Consider the following 17,623-nt stretch of genomic DNA (forward strand, 5'->3'; position numbering starts at 1 on the left):
GATGACCAACCTGACCCTGTTTCCCGCACGCAAGGAAAAGCTGAGCGACCGGCTGTACGACCAGCTGCTCGAACAGATCGCGTCGGGGATATTGCGGCAGGGCGACAAGTTGCCTTCCGAAAACGAGCTCTGTCAGCTTTTCAGCGTGTCGCGCCCGGTCGTGCGGCAAGCACTGGTCCGGCTAAAGGCAGATGGTTTGGTCGCTACGCGTAAGGGACTGGGCACCATCGTCCAAAGCAGTCCGCCCGAGGGGCTGACCCGTTTCTCCCAGCCCGGCGACGTCGCGCATATGCTGCGATGCCTGGAATTGCGGCTGGCCTTGGAGGGCCAAGCGGCCGGCTTGGCGGCAACCCGCCATTCCACTGCGCAATTGCGAGGGATCAGGAAGGCGCTGGACCGGATGGAACAGGAAGCCGACGGTGTGGGCATATCGGCTGCGGCCGATTACGCTTTCCACGCTGCCGTCGCGGCGGCCAGCGGCAATACACTGATCGAGCAGGTGCTTGAATCGCTGGACCAATCGATTCAACGCGGCATGGTTATCGCCCTTGGCTTGACCAGCGAGCGCAGTCGGGAACGGTCGCAGCGCGTGCTGGACGAGCATCGGGCCATTTATGAAGCGATCCAGCGCGGCGACGGCCAGGCCGGCGAACTGGCGATGCGCTATCATCTCGATCGGGTCCGACAGCGCGTGACCGACAAAAATCGCGATCAATAAACTACGATTGACGACTCGAACCTGTTATGTAATGTTACAGGTCATCCGAGCCGATAGGGTGATGGTGAAGGCTCGCCCGTAGCTGTCGCCCGATCGAGTACGTATCCGATTTGCCATGTACGGCTGGTGCCCCAAGGCGCTGGTTGAAGGCTGCGCCATGACGGCGCGGCGCGGTGAAATATGTCTATTCGGCCGGTCAAAGAAGCCGGCGGCAAAAAGTGGGGAGTTCGATGAAAAAAGGCCTTTTTACGATCCTGTTGGCAAGCAGTGCGCTGATCCCGGCGACCATCGCCATGGCGCAGACATCGAGCGCGCCCGGCGCAGATGATTCAATGCAGGCGGCGGGCGATGCTGCCACATTGCCAGACGAGGCAAATGCTGAGAAATCTTCCGTCGCCGACATCGTCGTCACTGGTTCACGCGTAGCGCGCGCCGGCTATACTGCACCAACGCCCGTCACGATGCTTCAGACCGAAGCGCTGGCAGCAAGGGCACCCGGCAGCATTTCTGACGGCCTCAACCAAATGCCGGTCTTTACCGGGTCGATCAGCAATTCGCAGGATCGCAATTCGAATGCGGGCCGCGTGCGGACCGGCAATTATCTGAATCTGCGTTCGCTCGGCCCTCAGCGCGTCCTCGTCCTTCAGGACGGGCATCGCCTGCCGCCGACCGGCAATGCGGGCGGCACTGACGCCAACATGATCCCGCAACTGCTGATCGAACGGGTCGATGTCGTGACCGGCGGCGCGTCGGCGGCCTATGGCTCCGACGCGGTGTCGGGTGTAGTCAATTTTATTCTGGACAAGAAATTCGACGGCTTGAAGATGCTGGCGCAGACGGGCATTTCATCGCGCGGTGACAATGGGTCAACGCGGATCGGCGCGGCATTCGGCAAAGCCTTTCTCGATGATCGCTTGCGGATCATCGCGAGCGCCGAGCGCTACCATTCAGACGGGATCAGGGACAAATCGTCGCGCAAAGGTGTGACAGATAATTGGGCCGTCATCGGATCCGGCACTGTAGCGGACCCCTTCGTCAACGCGTCTAATGTCCATATCTCCAACGCGACGGATGGCGGCCTCATCACCAGCGGACCGCTGTCGGGACGCCAATTCCTCGCCACTGGGCGGACGGGCGCTTTCAATGCTGGCACACCGACGGGCCGCGCGGGCCTTGCCTATGGCGGCGAGGGATCGGTCTTCCCTGCAGACCGCAGCACGTTGAGCGCCGCAGCGACGACCGAACAGTTTCTGGGTCGCATCTCTTACGACATCAGTGACAATGTCAGCGCCTATGTGCAGGCCAGTTACAATCATGCCGCCAATCACGATCGACCACAGCCCGTCACGCGCAATGGCGCTTCCGGCAGTACGACCATTTACGCTGACAACGCATTTCTGAATCCGGCGGACCGCGCCGCATTGGGTACGACCCAGAGCTTTACCATCGGACGCTTCATGTCGGACTTCCCCTTCTACACGGCGCGACAGGAAACGCGCGCCGTGGTGGTGGATGCCGGACTTGAAGGCCGCTTGGGCGAGAGTTTCAAATGGGACGTCAACTATACCTATGGACGCACCCGCCTCGATTCCGAAGCACGCGACCTCAATATGGAACGCTATTATGCTGCGACGGACGCGGTTGGTAACAGCGCAGGGCAGATCGTCTGCCGCATCACCATAACCAATCCCGGCGTTCAGGACGGGTGCGTGCCGCTCAACATCATGGGCGTCGGTAATGCGTCCGCTGAGGCCCTGGCCTATGTCATGCAGCTGTCCGTATGGCGGGCGGTCAATGTCATGCACGATGTGCAGGGCAGCATTTCAGGCGAGCCATTCTCCACTTGGGCCGGGCCGGTTTCGATCGTCTTCGGCGGAGAGTATCGACATCAGACCCTCGACCAGACGAGCAACAGCAATCTGGCGACGCGTCCGACCTTTGCCGGCATTCGCGGCGTGCCAACCAACACGAACCGCTTTTCCTTCACCAATGTCAGCATTGCCAGTGGCGAATATTCGATCAAGGAGGCGTTCGGCGAAATCGTCGTGCCGCTGGCCAAAGATTCTGCGATCGGCCGATCGCTCGAGCTGAATGGCGCATTCCGATACACCGATTATTCGACATCCGGCTCGGTCAAGACGTGGAAGCTTGGTGGCACCTATGAACCAACCGGCGGCATTCGCGCACGCGCGACGCTGTCCCGCGATATTCGGGCGCCCACGCTTTACGAACTGTTCGCCGGCCCCACCATTCGCGTGCAGGGCTATTCCGACAGGCTGACGAACCAGGCGGGCCAATATAGCGAAGTCAATCAGGGCAATCCCAATCTGACGCCCGAAATTGGATCGACCTTCACCGGCGGGTTTGTATTTCAACCCAGCTTCTTGGCCGGCTTCGCGATTTCAGCCGATTATTATCGCATCCGTATCCGGGACGCGATAGCCAGCCAATATGGCAGCCTCCAAGTGCTGGATCTGTGCGCGAACAGCAATTACACTAGCCCGGTCTGCAATCAGGTCATCCGGCCGCTCGGCCCCACCAATCCGTCGGCGGCGAACTTCCCGTCGCAGGTCAACATCTTCCAGACCAATGTGGCGAGCGTACGGACCGAGGGGTTGGATATAGAGGCATCCTACCGCACCTCGTTGTTCGGCGGGACTGTGTCGAGCCGACTGCTGGCGACGCGGTTGATCAGCTACACGTTGCAGGGCAGCGCCACTGCGGCGGCGATCGAATATGCAGGTAACGCGGATTTCGCTGATGTCGGCAATCAGCCCTTCCCCATGCCAAAATGGCGCGGCACGATGAATCTAAGCTATGCGACGGGTGGCTTCACCATCGGTGCGCAGGCGCGCTATATCGGTGGCTACAACCGATCGAACCTGTTCATCTATCGCGACAATAAGATCGGTGCGGTTGTCTATACCGACCTCAACATAAGCTATGATCTGAAATCCTCGCTCGGCGATTTTCAGCTGTTCGCGACGGTCAATAATCTGTTCGACCGGGGCTATCCAATCACCGCCATCGGTTCCAATCCGGGGCTGGCGGTTTCGACCTTCCGGTCCACCTATGACGTTACTGGCCGATATATGACGGCAGGCATTCGCCTGCGCTTCTGAAACGGTGTATCGACAGCGGCAAGACCACGTGCCGCTGTCGACCCCTTAGCGATCAGATCCTGGATCGAGATGCTAGCAGGCTGCTTACAGGGCAGCTGGCGACCAATTATTACCGTTCCGGTCAGGTTGCGAGAGCGACCGGCAATGCTGAAAGCGGCCATAAGCAGCGCGGATGGTTAATCCGGGATTAAGCTAGCGACAGCTTCCCGCACTTCACGACGCGTCGGAATGCTAGGCGAATGGAGGAATGGAAGTTCGGGCACCCGGTCCTCTGCGAAGAGGGCCGCGACCTGCTTGCCATCGTGTGTGGCAGCACAAGCAGGTCGAACAACAGCGTCTTTGCGTTCCTCATGAAATTTGCCCTACGCGGTTGGATGGACGGGCCGCGCGCGGCGCCTTCCGATCAGCTCGGGAAGCTTTCGCCGAACATGGGGAGCCCGCTCTTCGAGTTTTCGCGCGTGGCTTCGACCTCGAGCACGTCCCAGTGCTCGGCGAGCACGCCGTTTTCGATGCGCAGGATGTCGACCACGACCATGTTCACCGGCTCAGCGAGCCCGGAAAAACGACCATGGAGCATGACATAGTCGCCGGAAGCGACCGCCAACTGGCATTCGTACCGAAACTCGGCGGGCGCGGCTTTCGCGAGATCGAAAAGACCTTCGCGGCCCGGGGGAACATTGGAGCTGTGCTGGATATAGTCGGGCGACCAGAAGCGTTCGGCGGCTGCATAGTCGCGCTTGTTAAACAGCGTCTCGAACGCATCCAGTACAAACTGCTTGTTCTGTTCGTCGATATTCATCGCCATTTCCTTCTCTTTGCTGTCTGCCCGACTGTTCGGGCGGCATTGGGATCAGCACTCACTCAGGGGTTTGATCAGGCCCCGACGTTCAGCGTGGTTGTCATATGGTGGTGCGTTCCGGGATTAGATCGTCATTTCGACTGTCATTGATGCATACAACGCATCGGCATGAGCCGAGAAATGGTCGTAGCGGTCTGCTGCCGCGCCCCCTGATCGCGAGCGCGGCGAAGCAAGACGCCATCAGGCACCGGCCAGCCCTCCGAAGAGGGCCACGTGTGAAGCCCCGGTATTGCTATCGAACATACTCCAAAGGAACCGAGAAGATCTCTTCAGCGTGGGGTTGCAAATCGGCGACGCCATTCGGGTTGAGTACCTGTGCTGCGGCTACCGTATTAAGCGACTCACGAAGCAGCTTGATCTGGCCGTTCTCAGCGACCACGCGCCCTGCGAACAAATGATGGATGATCCGCCCAGTCGATGCGGCACGCGCCTGTGTCAGATATTCAGCAAACACCTGATCCTTCGTGTCGATCAGTACCGTGATATCCTCAGGCTTGAAGCCAAAACCGGGATACAGGGTCTGCCCGACATAATCGTAGAAGTTGGCAATGGCTTCCCGTCCAACATGGCGAGTTGGGATTCCAAGCGAATGGAGGAACGGTAGTTCGAGCACCCCGTCCTCGGCAAAAAGAGCGGCGCACTGCCTGCCGTCATGGGTCACGGCAAGCAGTTCGAACAGAAGCGTCTTTGCGTCTTTCATGAGAATCATCCTACACAATTGTCTGGACAGGGACGGCCGGCAGGCTGCGCCGTTAGGTCAGGCCGGGAAACTGTCGCCGAACATCGGAAGGCCGCTCTTCGAACCTTCACGCGTAGCTTCGTCCTGGATCACATCCCAATGCTCGGCAAGTTGGCCATTCTCCATGCGGACGATATCGACCACGACCCAGTTAGCCGGGGCACCGAATCCTGAAAAACGACCGTGCAGCATGACGTAGTCACCCGAGGCTGTCGTCAGGCTGTTTTCATAGCGAAACTCGGGGGGCGCTGCCTTGACAAGATTGAACAGACCTTCACGGCCGGGCTCGATGTAAGCGCTGTGTTGGATGTAGTCAGGCGACCAGAAGCGTTCGGCTGCGGCGTAGTCGCGGTTGTTGAACAGCGCGTCAAACGCGTCCAGAACCAATTTCTTGTTGATCTCTTCGATGCTCATCATCTGTCCTTCTCTGTTTTTTGTTTGTGTTGGTCAGCGACCAAATGATCTCGGCCGCCTGACCTGAGGTCTTTAAAATTTCGTTCAGTGTGACGCCTAGATAGCCCTCTCCACGCCCCGCAAGTAGATCATCAGATTGACTATCTTTTATGCGGTTCGCGCATAAATGCTGATGTGGATGCCGTCGGCAGGGCCTGCAGGTCCGGATTTAGATGGGATCCACAGGGGATGGCGGCACTCGAGCAGCGTCGCTTTTTCCATACGTAAGAATGTAGCTATGACGGTTTCTACAAACGAAGGACTAGCGATTTATGACACCATCAGCTGCTAGCCAACTCAAGGATATCTTCGCGCTTCGGCTCTATTCGCGTGTCGCCCGGCTCGGTAGCTTCTCAGCCGCCGCCCGCGAAAGCGGCATGTCACAGTCGCAAGTGTCGCGGATCATTGCCGATCTGGAAGTCCATCTTGGCACGCGCCTCCTCACGCGCAGCACGCGCGCCGTGGCTCTCACTGAAACGGGCAGCGACTTTCTCAACCGCATCGAACCAATCCTGCGGGCGCTGGATGAAGCCGAATACAGCGTGCGCGAAAGCGGAGAACTGCGCGGAACGCTTCGCCTGAGCATGCCGACCAGCATTGGCATCCGCGAGGTGATCCCGCGATTGACCGCCTTTTCTAACCAGCATGCGATGCTCCATCTTCAACTCAGCCTCGACGACCGGCGGCAGGACTTGGTGCGCGATGCGGTCGATGTGGCGATCCGTGTCGGACCGCAGGGCGATTCAAGCGCCACGGCGCGACTGATTGCCATGCTCCCCCGGTTAGTCCTGGCATCGCCGACCTATCTGGCAGAACACGGGTCGCCTGAAACGCCTGCGGATCTCAGCTCACACCGGATCGTCAGCGGCCCTGCGTCCGTGACGCCAGACGCCTGGTCGTTCGAACGGAACGGAGAGACTGTGTCCCTCGATCTTAGCCCGATTTTCTCGACCAATGAGAATGAAGGCGCTGTCGCCGCCGCTATCGCCGGATTAGGCATCACGACAACAACCGCATGGGCATGCCGGCGCGAGGTAGCGGATGGATCGCTCGTTGCGTTGTTCCCCAACTGGACGATGGCCAAAATTCCCGTCTTTGCTTATTTCCCTATGGGACGGGCCACGCGCCCAGCTGGGCGTGCTTTTGTAGATTATTTCGTCTCGCAACTCACCGAGGCAAGCTAATCCGCCTCATGTCGCCACGCTCACCGGGCCTGTGCCGAGGAACACCGATGCGCAAAATTGACACACATGGTCGTCATACCGATATGTGCATGATCTCCTACTGGACATGGCTATGCTACAACTTGATGATGTGAATTACCCCAGTTCCGGGAAACGCATTGTAATGCTACCGCGATCCGCCAAGCGGCGCGGCACATAACGCGTTTTTACGATGCCGCGCTAGCGGGCACCGGCCTGCGTGGCACCCAATATACCACGTTACTTTTTCTGTCACGGCAAGGTCTGATGACGATCGGCCAGTTGGCCGAGGCCATGGTGATGGACCGCACTACCGTCGGCCACCTTGTCAAACCTCTTGAGCGCGATGGCCTACTGCGCATAACGCCCGATCCGAACGATCGCCGATCGCGACAGATCTGCGTCACAACAGACGGCCATAAGCGCCTCCGCGACGGCTTTGCCGCTTGGGAACAGGCGCAACGGGTATTCGAGGCCGGCTTCGGCACAGAGAATGCCGAGCAAATGCGAAAGACCATGGCTAAGGTCGTGGCGACTGAATTGCCGCTGGACTGATCCGCTGCCGTGGCAGCGTAGCCACGGCGGCAAGCGATCACATCTGATAGGTCGGTGTGCTACCGGTTTGGCTTACTCGCCGCTCGGGGGCTGCCGTGGCGCACGTCGATCGGCGCTAAAATTTTACGAACGACCTCGCGCAATTCGTGCAAATCATGTCGGTGCGACCATATACGTGCATAGTACCGTATTTGACATGGGACGCCTGCGATATGTTTTCGAAGATCGATGTGACGTTTCCGACTGAAGGCGGTGTCACGCTTGGTGCGTGGCTATTCCGCCCGGATCCGCTGAAGTTGTGATGCCGGGCCCTGCGGCGTAAGAACTCCCCATCGCAACGTAAATTGACGCTGGCACGATCGGACTGACGTGCGTGGAGCCCGGCGTAGCACGGGCGGCGGTGCTCAACACAATGAGCAAGCAACCGAAACGCCATTTCAAATCGCGGAAGTCACAGTCCTTCCGATGCCGTGCACCCACTGCTGGGTTCACGAATGGCCTACCAGCGGGCCTGCATCGTTGAAGATTGAATTTCCGAATGGCCGAAGTGCGATAGTGATCGAACTGGACGAATAGCTGTTATCGGGAACCCAGCTCGTTGGCGCGAGCTTCCGCAAAGGGGGCTGCCAACCGTAACCATCCGGTGAAAGCCGCGAGGTAGCTTTGATCAGGTGGCGATCGAGCGCCTTGCTGGCAGCCATTTCCAAGGCAGCAGCTCGTCGAGTTGGCGGGCCGGATGCTCGGCGATGCGGGCGAGCACATCCGCGAGCCAGGCCTGCGGATCGACGTCGTTGAGGCGAGCAGTCTGGATCAGGGTGTAGAGGATGGCCGCGCGCTGGCCGCCGCGATCGGATCCGCAGAACAGCCAGGCCTTGCGGCCTAGTGGCACGCAGCGCAGCGCACGTTCTGCCGTGTTGTTGGTCAGACAGACCCTCCCGTCGGTGAGGAAGTGGGCGAAGGCATCCCAACGCCGCAGCATGTAATTGATGGCTTTGGCGAGATCGTGGTTGCGCGACAGCCTGGCGAGCTGGCTGGTCAGCCAGGCGTGGAGCTCAGCCATCAGGGGCGCGCTCAATCGGCGGCGTACGGCGAGGCGCTCGTCGGCGTCCTGGCCGTTGATGCCGCGCTCGATATCGAACAGCGCATCGATCCGCTGCACGGCCTCAAGCGCGATCGGGTAGATCATGCCGGTATGATCGCCGCGTCTCTTTTTGCGGGCTGCGCTGGCGACGTCGGCCAGCTCGAAGAACTTGCGCCGCGCGTGAGCAAAGCAGCCGGCCTCATGCACAGGCGCAGGCAAGCGACCGGGAGCATAGAGCTCGCCATAACCGCCATAGGCGTCAGCTTGCAGGATGCCTGACCAGGATGCGAGATGCGCCCTTGGATGTTCGCCGCGCCGATCACGCGAGTAGTGGAACAGAGCCGCGGGCGGATCGGCGCCGGCGAACGGCCGATCATCGCGCACGTAGACCCACAATCGAGCCGTATCGGTCTTCACCTTGGCCATGACCGGCACGGTTGTATCGTCGCCATGCAATCGCTCGGCGGCGAGGACGTGTGCCTCGATGAGCCGATAGATCGGCATCAGCGCTAAGGCGGCGGCACCGACCTGGTCGGCAAGCGTCGAGGTGCTCAGCGGCACGCCCTCGCGGGCGAAGCGCTCGGCCTGGCGGTTGAGGGGCTGGTGCTGTCCATACTTCTCGAACAGCAGCATGGCGAGGAAGCTGGGACCAGCCCAGCCACGCGGCACAACGTGGAACGGTGCCGGCGGCTGCGTGATCGTCTCGCAGTCCCGGCAGGAGAACTTCTCGCGCACGGTCTGGATGACCTTCCAGGCGCGTGGGATCACCTCGAGCGTCTCGGTGACGTCCTCGCCGAGCTTCGACAGCCGGCTGCTGCCACAGGCCGGGCAAGAGCACGGAGCCGGCACGACGACCCGCTCGCGCGGCAGGTGTTCGGGAAACGGCTTCCTGGCCGGCCGCTTGCGTTCGAAGGCGGTGACGGTCGCAGTCTTCTTGGCCGCGACCTCGGCAGCAAGGTCATCCTCGGCCGCGTCGGCCTCGAGATCTTCGAGCTGCAGCTCCATCTGGTCGAGCAGCCGCCGGGTCCGCTCGGCGCTGGCGCCGTACTGCTCACGCCTGAGCTTGGCGATCTGCAGCTTGAGGTGCGCGATCACCGCCTCGGTGGCGCTCTCCCGAGCATGGGCATTGGCGAGCTTGGCCTCGGCCTCATTGGCCCGCTGGGTGGCGCTCGCCAGCAGCGCCTTGAGCGCTTCGATATCGTCAGGAGAGGACGAAACGGCGGCTTCCATGACCGCGATGGAATCATAGAAACCCGCCCGAATGAAGCGGAAAATGCGAGAAGGACGAAGAAAACAAACGCCCTATCCGGCGCTCTGCGGACGCCAGGAATACTGCGGGTTACGCCAGTCGATCCCGTCGAGCAGGCAGGCCAGTTGCGAGGCTGTCAGCGACACCATCCCGTCCTTGGCCGACGGCCAGACGAACCGCCCCTTCTCGAGCCGCTTGGCGTAGAGCGACATGCCGATACCATCGTGCCAAATGAGCTTCACCAAAGAGCCAGCCCGCCCGCGGAACACGAACAGGTCGCCGCCATGGGGATCGCGCTTGAGGCCCTGCTGGACCAGCAAGGCCAGCCCTTGCATCCCCTTCCTCATATCCGTGTGCCCCATCGCGATCCACACGCGGGCGCCCGAAGGGATCATCGCAACGCCTTCAACGCCGCGGCCACGAGCACCGGCGATGCCGAGGCAAAAATGCTGATCCGCTTGCCGCGTGCCAGGTCGATGACGATCGCCGGCTGCAGTTCGGAAGGAGCGACGTCCAAATCCTCGATCATCACGGCCGCTGCGAAACCGGGAGCGGCCAAATCGCCTGGTTCGGGCTCGACGACAGCATCGCGCAGCTTACGCCGCCACGTGTAGACCAGTGCGGTCGACACATCATGCCGCCGTGCCACTTCGGCGACGCAGGCCCCCGGCGCGAAGGCCTCGTTCAGGATCTCCTGCCGTTCCTCGTCGTTCCAACGGCGACGCCGCTCCGGCCCGGAAAACACCGTGATCTGACCCATCCACCGCTCCTAAGCGCACTCTTAAGAGCGCACTTAAGACCGCTCGCTCACCTCATCGGCAAGGCGGGCCTCGCCGGATGGGTACTGCCAACCGGAAGGAAATCTTCTCTGTCGGTCATGCGCTAAACCGTAAGCGCTGTTTCCCACTTTCAATTACCCACAAATGTTGCGGCTGACGTTAGCACCGATTTTGATGTCCATCAGGCGAGACCATCCTCTCCAGATGACGATGTTGCCAGGCGGCGGATCATGGGCTCGCGCAAGATAGCCTCCGAGCCGGGCGATTTGGGTTAGATAGTCGGAAAGGGTTCTGCCTGGCGGTTCATTCTTTCGGGAAGCTGCGAGGCGGTCGATCAGGGTAATTTCGACATCGGTCAGGATCAGCCGAGGCGATGCGTCAGGAGCAGCGCGATTGATCATGGTCATCCAAAACAGGCGCCATGACAGAATGCAGAATATGGCGATCAGATTGGCGAGGCGTTCGGCGGTCCGCAGCCGCGCATCTTCGGCTCGGCAGCCAGATTTGAGTATCTTGTGGAAGAGTTCGATCTTCCAACGCTGAGCATACCAGTCGAGCTTTTCGATGGCTTCGTCAGGCGTCGTGAACCGCGCCGGATTTGCCGGAGGCGTTGGGTTGTGAGTCACGCTGCCATATCGATGTTGTCCGCGGCAGCATAATATTGATCTTCGGCTTCGGCAGGCGGGATGTTGCCGATAGGCTCCAGCAGCCGGCGATTGTTGAACCAGTCGACCCATTCGAGCGTGGCATACTCGACCGCTTCGAAGCTGCGCCACGGTCCTCGCCGGTGGATCACCTCGGCTTTGTAAAGGCCGTTGATCGTCTCAGCCAAAGCATTGTCGTAGCTGTCGCCGACGCTGCCGACAGACGGCTCGATCCCGGCTTCGGCGAGGCGCTCGGTGTATTTGATGGACACGTATTGCGACCCGCGGTCGCTATGATGGATGAGGCCGCCCCGATGGGCCGGCCGTCGATCATAAAGCGCCTGTTCCAGCGCATCGAGGACGAAGCTTGCGTGCGCTGTCCTGCTGGCTCGCCAGCCTACAATCCGCCTGGCGTAGGTATCGATGATGAAAGCGACGTAAACGAAGCCGGCCCAGGTCGCGACATAGGTAAAGTCGGATACCCACAGCATGTTCGGCGCTGGCGCGTAGAACCTGCGGTTAACGTGATCGAGCGGGCAAGCTGCTGCCTTGTCGCTGATGGTCGTGCGCACTGGCTTGCCCCGGATCACTCCGGCCAAGCCCATCTCGCGCATCAGCCGGGCGACCGTACAGCGGGCGACGGGCACGCCCTCCCGCATCATCTGCCGCCACACCTTGCGCACGCCGTAGACCGCGAAGTTCTCGGCGAACACGCGCGCGATCTCCGGCTTGAGGGCCGCATCCCGCCGCGCCCGCGCCGACAAGCGTGTCGGATCCTGTCGCTGCGCGACGCGCTCGTGATAAGTGGATGGGGCGATCGGCAGGACGCGGCAGATCGGCTCGACCCCATAGGCATCGCGGTGATCGTCAATGAACGCAATCATCGCCGAAACGGGCGGTCGAGCTCCGCCTGAGCAAAATATGCCGATGCCTTGCGGAGAATCTCATTGGCCTGCCGCAGTTCGCGAACCTCGCGCTCCAGCGCCTTCACCCTGTCGGCAATTTCGGCTGGGACACCCGCCCGCTTACCGCTGTCGACCTCAGCCTTCTTCACCCACTCATGCAGCGTCGGCGGTGAGCAGCCGATCTTCTCGGCAATCGATACCACCGCGGCCCAGCGCGATGGGTAATCCCGCTCGTGATCCAGCACCATCCGGATCGCTCGCTCGCGTACTTCCGGCGCAAATTTGTTCGTCGTCTTGCTCATATCGGCTCCATCTACTCAAGAGTTGGAGCCTCCGACAAACCCGGCGCGGTTCATCGTTACCGGCAGATCGGTGATGAGCCGCCAGTCGATTGGGGGGCGCCCTTCAGGCGTTCCACTCTCACGGGCATGCAAGATGGTCAGGCTGAGGGAAGGATAGCGCTTTTGCTTTCCGATCGGCGGCAAAACTTGGATGCGCCTATAGCGCAGTTCGATGTCGGCATGATCGTCTTTGCCAATGGTGATCCGATGCGTGCCTTGCACGGTGGTTTCGCTCATTTCGTCGGCGATCGTATGGCCACCGTCGCCAGCCAGACGATCGACACAGGTGCGGACCAAGAAATGCGTGCCGAGCATCTGTGTTTCGCAGAAAAACTCGTAAATGTCGTTCTCCCGATCGCCAATATGAACCAGTCGCTCTGGATCGCCCAGCAGGGTGGTCGATTGACGCATATTCTCGAGCCAGCGGTAGCTCTCCTTCTCCTCGATCGGTACGCGCGTGGGATTGATCCGCCGCTTCAACGCGTTGGCACCCTTGAACTTGGTACGGGTCCAGAATTTCGCCGCTGTCAGACCCAGTGGCAATCCCTCAGTCGTGATCGCAAGGCTGGAGTGCATGAGCAGGCCGCAGACCGTATGAAGCCGAAGCCGACCATTCTCATCACGCCGGCTCGGCGCAAGCCCGATGGCGCCAATCGTTTCAGGATTGCGCCTTTGATAGGAGAATTCGGTGGTGTCCTGTAAAACTAGGATGAACCCCTCAAGCGCCGTCGCTCGTGCCCGTGTCGCCTGGAAATGCCCGGCAAGTATGTCTCCCTCGTTTACCGAGCCATTAGACAAAAAACGGTAGGCCGCCTTGGTATTGGCCCAGTCTTGGCACGCCATCGGTATCGGTGCGCCAATCGCTCCTGACATCTGCTTAAGCATCGTTCGAAGCCGTTCGCCCAATCGCTTATCACGAAAGGCGGCGGGATCGACTTCCCCGTCAGCCCATCCTGCCGCATCGAAAACGGATGTCTCCACGTTGCACCCCGCCAACCGCTTCAGGTGCCAGGGAATGAATCATGCTTGATTCCAGGCGAGCAATGCTCATGCGGCCAACGGAATCACGCTCGCGACCACTTGTGGGTAATTGAAAGGATTAATCCAGCCACTGAAGGTCTGATCGTGGACGGCTACGAAGGCCCATGTTCAATCTGCACTTCGCCTTCTTCTTCCCCATCCCAGTAATGCACATTTTTTGCATGCACTTGGATAAGCACCAGCCCCGGCGTATCCACGCCTTGCTCGAACCAGTGATCCAGATCTTTGGACCAATGCTCGGCAAATGCGCCCTTGTCGCGGATGAGCTCGGCCTGGCCCTCGATGGCAATGAAGAAAGGGCGGACACCGAAAATGCCGGCTTTACCCTGGAAACTGAGACCCACTTGCGAGTCTCGTTCGATGTCGGCCACCATCTGCGTGTCTTGCCTCGTGAAGAACCAGCTATTGCCATCATAATCGACCTCGCGATTATTGCTCATCGGCCGAGCGCCAATCGCTCCGCCTGGGCTGTGCGTGGATAACATCGTGAAATCGATGTCCTTCATTTTCTCGGCGAGATCGCTCAAGTTCCTCTTCGACATTCGGGGCTCTCCTGCTTGGCTCGCCCTTTAAACGTGTACCGTTTGTAATCGGTCCCGGAGACTCTTTGTTAAATTGCTTTCCCCCTTCGCCATTGGAATGCCTAGCGTAGGGTCGCGCGACAACGGGTAAAATATAGTGAAGGCTAGGTGTCATCGCGTTCGACCGTTGCTTGCCAGCAACGGTTGTCACGTCCGTCGCCTATGGCTGACGGCGGTTACTAACGACGCAAATTTCGGCACTGAAAGATTGGATGGCGCGACATCGGTGCCGTGAAGCACCGCATAATTGATCCCGATCAAGACGTTTTTCTGGGAACGACACCACCCCTTCCGGTCTTTTAATGCCAAGCAAATCGGAAGGTAATCTCGTGGCTACTCAGCTCGAACATAGCGGTTCGCAATTTCTGCGCCAGGAATTTCAGGAAGAACTTAGTAGGTGGAACAAGCAGCGGCTCGCGCCGGCATTCCCCACGGAGGCGACAGCCGCGCAATTCATTAATGACCGTAATATGCTCCGGCTGGAGCATGCATTTGTCGAGGAGTTGCGCGCGCTTGTCGTAGAGGAGGCTTCTGAAGCACCCACCACGCCTGATGCGTTTGTCGCCTGGTTCGAGGATCTGAAAGCGACCGGACCTGGGCAACATGATCGCCTTTTCCCATGGCTGGCGGACCAGGCCGACAGAGACGAACTACGTTGGTTCCTGTCGCAGGAAGCCGCGGGTGAGGCAGGGTTCGATGATCTTGTAGCACTGACGCAGGTCAAACTGCCCGCTCGGGCGAAGCTTGAGCTTGCCCGCAACTATTGGGACGAGATGGGACGCGGAAATCCTAAGGGGATGCATGGTCCTATGCTCAATCAGCTAGTCGACATTCTCGACCTCGATACGCAGATTGAACACACGGTTTGGGAAAGCCTCGCGCTTGCCAACGCCATGACGGCCATGGCCACATCGCGAAGCTATGCCTGGCATAGCGTCGGCGCTCTTGGCGTCATTGAGCTGACCGCGCCTGATCGCTCGGCGCATACGGCGAAAGCCTTGCGACGGATCGGATTGAGTGAATCCGAGCGGCGTTACTTCGATCTGCACGCCGTTCTTGACATCAAGCATAGCCGGGACTGGAACGATGAAGCGATCCGACCGCTCGTCGAGGAAGACCCGCGTCGTGCGACAGCAATGGCAGAAGGTGCGCTTATCCGGCTTCATTGTGGGGCCCGATGTTTTGAGAGATATCGCGCGCATCTGGGGCTGGAGTGAGACGATGGTACGCCCCATATTGCTAGTTGAAGACGACCCGGACGTTGCCGCTTTGATCTCCGACATGCTGGAGAGGGCTGACTATGTCGTCGATGGCCCTTATGCCACGTTGTCCGATGGTATGGAGGCACTTGCCAAATCGATGCCAGCGGCAGCCGTACTGGACATTCGCCTCAGGCGTGGGGACATTGACCTGCTGGCCGATGATCTGGACCTGTATGATATTCCCTACCTGTTTTGCTCGGGCGCATTTGATCATCCGGTTGTCAAGCGGCATCCCGACGCCCCGCTGGTCCTTAAACCCGCGCTGGGACGACGCCTGATATCAACTCTTCAGTCGATGTTGCACTGAAGCTCGCGGAAGGTAGGGCTCATTGGAAGCGCAATGTTATGGGCATCTGACAGAATTCTCCGCATTTGCGCTTCATCGAGCACCGCTTGTTGAAAGTCTGACAGGTGCTGATCGGCAGTAATTCCGTTCAGTATGTCGATGAGTTCCTTATCCGTCATGAAGCCTACGCGCGCGGCGCTCACGATAGGATCTGCAAACGACATGGGGGCACCTACCTTCTCGCTTGAGCCGTAGCTTCGACTTACGCCGAAATGTCCCGTCGGATTTAATATGTCGGTAGAGATCAATTTTCACCCTAACGATCGACAATATACCCTTGATCCAGGCCGAGCAGTTGGGTTGGACCTGCGGACCACCAGGTACCAGTGGCAGGGGTTCCGCTCCATTTAAACGCAGGTCGCAGACCGGCTCTTAACCTCTGTCAGGCGACGGCGCGACCGCCTCCGGCGTCGATGATCTCGCAGAAATGCACATGCGCCTTTCCCTTGGCCTTGGATTGATAAAGGGCGCCGTCAGCACATTGCATTAGCCTGTCCAGATCCATTCCATGCACCGGAGCAAGCGCGATGCCGATACTGACGGAGATGCGCATCTCCGTGCCATTAATCTGATAGGGGTCGGAGAGCTGACGAATGATGCGCCGGGCGAGAAGCTCCGCCTGGTCTTGATGTTGGACGCCCGGCTGAAGCACAACGAATTTGTCCCCGCCGAGCCTGCCGACCACATCGTCGCCTCGCACCGTAGCAACAAGGCGCTGTGCGACTTGCCCCAGCATTACATCGCCGACTGGATGTCCAAACTGATCATTGATGGCCTTGAACCCGTCCAGATCGAGATAATGGAGGGCAATTTGCTGATCGGGTCGACAAGATGTCGCTCGGGTCAGAAAAGATTCACGGACCAGAAGTCTGTTCGCAAGTCCGGTAAGTGGGTCATATCGTGCCAGCTTTCCCAAGTCATGTTTGGTGGTGAGATGCTCGACGGCCGATCAGTAGAGATGTCGGACGGACTCGATACTCATCACAGCAACTACGAACAGTAACATCGCTTCCAGAGCGAAAAATTGCGCGTACAAAGCGCTCGGTCCCACAAGGATTGCGTGTATCAGCATCGCCAGCGAAACCGGTACTACGCAGATCGTCTGGCTGACCAGGCATAACCTTGGTCTGCCCGCGTTGCGAGACACTATGCCAGCTCCGAAGGTGAAGGTGAGGCTGACGGTTGCAAGATGGTTAAGGGGCTGATGGGCTGAAAGCACCGATACATTAAGGGCTGCGATCAATGCTGCGCAACTATAGGTCAGCCAAGCATATCGCCTCTCCCATGTTCTGAGCGCCCCCAAGTCCTGTGCTATCCCGCCTGCACGATGATAGCCACGGATGATCATGAGGCGAATTACTGTGACCGCGCTTGCACAGCATACCATTGCTAGAACTTTGTCGTCCTGCCAGCTTAGGAAGACCAGAGTTCCCACCAAAGCGTAAAGGATGCCAAACCCCAGGATCGGTGCGCTCATCGAGAAGAGCGTTGCTACCAGATCGCGATAGACCGCCTCCGGCAACAGCAGGTCTGCTCGCCCGCCAAAGATAGCTGGCGCCGACCGCCGGTCCGTCACGGATGCACGTCTCTCCATAATTACGTAATGCTATAATAGGGTTAACTATTTAATATTGCCGCCGGCTCGTGAAGGGACAGATCGAACTGACCATCGCGACGGCTTAGAAGGCAAACCTGTACCTAGTCAGATCCAGCCGCCAGCTTGCCATGCTTTGGAAAGAGGCGAAA

Annotated in this window: 19 protein-coding genes and 1 other annotated feature; of the genes, 6 read left to right on the forward strand and 13 right to left on the reverse strand. The window is 59.4% G+C overall.

Features of this window, described 5'->3' with window-relative positions; translation table 11 throughout:
• Position 1: 1 nt before the first annotated feature.
• Entirely contained in the window at positions 2 to 718 is a 717-nt protein-coding gene (locus U5A89_RS01760; RefSeq protein WP_338159494.1) for a FadR/GntR family transcriptional regulator, read from the forward strand.
• A gap of 230 nt (positions 719 to 948) precedes the next feature.
• The gene (locus U5A89_RS01765; protein WP_338159495.1) at positions 949 to 3,840 is read left to right on the forward strand and encodes a TonB-dependent receptor domain-containing protein; all 2,892 of its coding nucleotides are present in this window, start codon (positions 949 to 951) and stop codon (positions 3,838 to 3,840) included.
• A 403-nt stretch (positions 3,841 to 4,243) separates the two neighbouring features.
• On the opposite strand, the gene U5A89_RS01770 is transcribed toward U5A89_RS01765, so the two are convergent.
• From U5A89_RS01770 to U5A89_RS01780, 3 genes are all read right to left on the reverse strand, one after another.
• Positions 4,244 to 4,639 carry a nuclear transport factor 2 family protein gene (locus U5A89_RS01770; RefSeq protein WP_338159496.1) on the reverse strand — a complete coding sequence of 132 codons (396 nt, stop codon included), beginning with the start codon at positions 4,637 to 4,639 and terminating at the stop codon, positions 4,244 to 4,246.
• A 292-nt stretch (positions 4,640 to 4,931) separates the two neighbouring features.
• A complete protein-coding gene (locus tag U5A89_RS01775) occupies positions 4,932 to 5,399 on the reverse strand; it encodes a nuclear transport factor 2 family protein (RefSeq protein WP_338159497.1) in 468 nt (155 codons plus the stop codon).
• A gap of 57 nt (positions 5,400 to 5,456) precedes the next feature.
• The gene (locus tag U5A89_RS01780) at positions 5,457 to 5,852 is read right to left on the reverse strand and encodes a nuclear transport factor 2 family protein (protein ID WP_338159498.1); all 396 of its coding nucleotides are present in this window, start codon (positions 5,850 to 5,852) and stop codon (positions 5,457 to 5,459) included.
• Positions 5,853 to 6,163: 311 nt separating this feature from the next.
• Here U5A89_RS01780 and U5A89_RS01785 point away from each other — a divergent pair, with 311 nt between their 5' ends.
• Positions 6,164 to 7,075, forward strand: a complete 912-nt coding sequence (locus tag U5A89_RS01785) for a LysR family transcriptional regulator (RefSeq protein ID WP_338159499.1) — start codon at positions 6,164 to 6,166, stop codon at positions 7,073 to 7,075.
• Positions 7,076 to 7,309: 234 nt separating this feature from the next.
• Positions 7,310 to 7,648 (forward strand): MarR family winged helix-turn-helix transcriptional regulator, encoded by a 339-nt coding sequence (locus U5A89_RS01790; protein ID WP_338160137.1) that lies wholly within the window; start codon positions 7,310 to 7,312, stop codon positions 7,646 to 7,648.
• 667 nt (positions 7,649 to 8,315) lie between these two features.
• Here U5A89_RS01790 and tnpC read toward each other — a convergent pair.
• The 7 genes from tnpC to U5A89_RS01825 form a co-directional block, all read right to left on the reverse strand.
• Positions 8,316 to 9,959: an IS66 family transposase gene (gene tnpC / locus U5A89_RS01795; protein WP_338159500.1), complete on the reverse strand. Its 1,644-nt coding sequence runs from the start codon at positions 9,957 to 9,959 to the stop codon at positions 8,316 to 8,318.
• Between the two features lie 72 nt (positions 9,960 to 10,031).
• Positions 10,032 to 10,373: an IS66 family insertion sequence element accessory protein TnpB gene (tnpB, locus tag U5A89_RS01800; RefSeq protein ID WP_036524680.1), complete on the reverse strand. Its 342-nt coding sequence runs from the start codon at positions 10,371 to 10,373 to the stop codon at positions 10,032 to 10,034.
• Positions 10,370 to 10,738, reverse strand: coding sequence for an IS66-like element accessory protein TnpA (tnpA, locus tag U5A89_RS01805; RefSeq protein WP_036524684.1), 369 nt, complete (start codon positions 10,736 to 10,738; stop codon positions 10,370 to 10,372). Before tnpA ends, tnpB begins: the two co-directional genes overlap by 4 nt.
• A 153-nt stretch (positions 10,739 to 10,891) precedes the next feature.
• Entirely contained in the window at positions 10,892 to 11,383 is a 492-nt protein-coding gene (locus tag U5A89_RS01810) for a transposase (protein ID WP_338159501.1), read from the reverse strand.
• Positions 11,380 to 12,608, reverse strand: a protein-coding gene (locus tag U5A89_RS01815; RefSeq protein ID WP_338159455.1) for an IS3 family transposase whose coding sequence is annotated in 2 segments (ribosomal slippage) — positions 11,380 to 12,320 and positions 12,320 to 12,608 — 1,230 coding nt in all. Because the reading frame shifts where the segments join, the coding sequence is not laid out codon by codon here. Before U5A89_RS01815 ends, U5A89_RS01810 begins: the two co-directional genes overlap by 4 nt.
• Positions 12,211 to 12,327, reverse strand: a sequence feature (AL1L pseudoknot). Its footprint overlaps the gene before it by 117 nt.
• 15 nt (positions 12,609 to 12,623) lie before the next feature.
• Entirely contained in the window at positions 12,624 to 13,628 is a 1,005-nt protein-coding gene (locus U5A89_RS01820) for an IS4 family transposase (RefSeq protein ID WP_338159502.1), read from the reverse strand.
• 152 nt (positions 13,629 to 13,780) lie between these two features.
• Positions 13,781 to 14,230, reverse strand: a complete 450-nt coding sequence (locus U5A89_RS01825) for a pyridoxamine 5'-phosphate oxidase family protein (RefSeq protein ID WP_338159503.1) — start codon at positions 14,228 to 14,230, stop codon at positions 13,781 to 13,783.
• 368 nt (positions 14,231 to 14,598) lie between these two features.
• On the opposite strand from U5A89_RS01825, the gene U5A89_RS01830 reads away from it, so the two are divergent.
• Positions 14,599 to 15,486, forward strand: coding sequence for an iron-containing redox enzyme family protein (locus U5A89_RS01830; RefSeq protein ID WP_338159504.1), 888 nt, complete (start codon positions 14,599 to 14,601; stop codon positions 15,484 to 15,486).
• 4 nt (positions 15,487 to 15,490) lie between these two features.
• Entirely contained in the window at positions 15,491 to 15,838 is a 348-nt protein-coding gene (locus tag U5A89_RS01835; protein WP_338159505.1) for a response regulator, read from the forward strand.
• Here U5A89_RS01835 and U5A89_RS01840 read toward each other — a convergent pair.
• From U5A89_RS01840 to U5A89_RS01850, 3 genes are all read right to left on the reverse strand, one after another.
• Positions 15,820 to 16,020 (reverse strand): hypothetical protein, encoded by a 201-nt coding sequence (locus tag U5A89_RS01840; protein ID WP_338159506.1) that lies wholly within the window; start codon positions 16,018 to 16,020, stop codon positions 15,820 to 15,822. The two genes, U5A89_RS01835 and U5A89_RS01840, sit on opposite strands and share 19 nt — an antisense overlap.
• 239 nt (positions 16,021 to 16,259) lie before the next feature.
• On the reverse strand, positions 16,260 to 16,793 hold the full coding sequence (locus tag U5A89_RS01845) for a GGDEF domain-containing protein (protein ID WP_338159507.1): 534 nt from the start codon (positions 16,791 to 16,793) through the stop codon (positions 16,260 to 16,262).
• A 33-nt stretch (positions 16,794 to 16,826) separates the two neighbouring features.
• Positions 16,827 to 17,453 carry a hypothetical protein gene (locus tag U5A89_RS01850; protein WP_338159508.1) on the reverse strand — a complete coding sequence of 209 codons (627 nt, stop codon included), beginning with the start codon at positions 17,451 to 17,453 and terminating at the stop codon, positions 16,827 to 16,829.
• Between the last annotated feature and the right edge of the window lie 170 nt (positions 17,454 to 17,623).

Origin of the sequence: Sphingobium sp. HWE2-09, assembly GCF_035989265.1 — a bacterium.
GTDB lineage: Bacteria > Pseudomonadota > Alphaproteobacteria > Sphingomonadales > Sphingomonadaceae > Sphingobium.

Excerpts from the sequence above, each read along its gene's own strand:
- U5A89_RS01760 (WP_338159494.1), top strand. The coding sequence starts at position 2 with ATGACCAACCTGACCCTGTTTCCCGCACGCAAGGAAAAGCTGAGCGAC.
- tnpC (WP_338159500.1), bottom strand. The coding sequence starts at position 9,959 with ATGGAAGCCGCCGTTTCGTCCTCTCCTGACGATATCGAAGCGCTCAAG.
- U5A89_RS01835 (WP_338159505.1), top strand. The coding sequence starts at position 15,491 with ATGGTACGCCCCATATTGCTAGTTGAAGACGACCCGGACGTTGCCGCT.
- tnpA (WP_036524684.1), bottom strand. The coding sequence starts at position 10,738 with ATGGGTCAGATCACGGTGTTTTCCGGGCCGGAGCGGCGTCGCCGTTGG.
- U5A89_RS01780 (WP_338159498.1), bottom strand. The coding sequence starts at position 5,852 with ATGAGCATCGAAGAGATCAACAAGAAATTGGTTCTGGACGCGTTTGAC.
- U5A89_RS01765 (WP_338159495.1), top strand. The coding sequence starts at position 949 with ATGAAAAAAGGCCTTTTTACGATCCTGTTGGCAAGCAGTGCGCTGATC.
- U5A89_RS01770 (WP_338159496.1), bottom strand. The coding sequence starts at position 4,639 with ATGAATATCGACGAACAGAACAAGCAGTTTGTACTGGATGCGTTCGAG.
- tnpB (WP_036524680.1), bottom strand. The coding sequence starts at position 10,373 with ATGATCCCTTCGGGCGCCCGCGTGTGGATCGCGATGGGGCACACGGAT.
- U5A89_RS01825 (WP_338159503.1), bottom strand. The coding sequence starts at position 14,230 with ATGTCGAAGAGGAACTTGAGCGATCTCGCCGAGAAAATGAAGGACATC.
- U5A89_RS01775 (WP_338159497.1), bottom strand. The coding sequence starts at position 5,399 with ATGAAAGACGCAAAGACGCTTCTGTTCGAACTGCTTGCCGTGACCCAT.
- U5A89_RS01785 (WP_338159499.1), top strand. The coding sequence starts at position 6,164 with ATGACACCATCAGCTGCTAGCCAACTCAAGGATATCTTCGCGCTTCGG.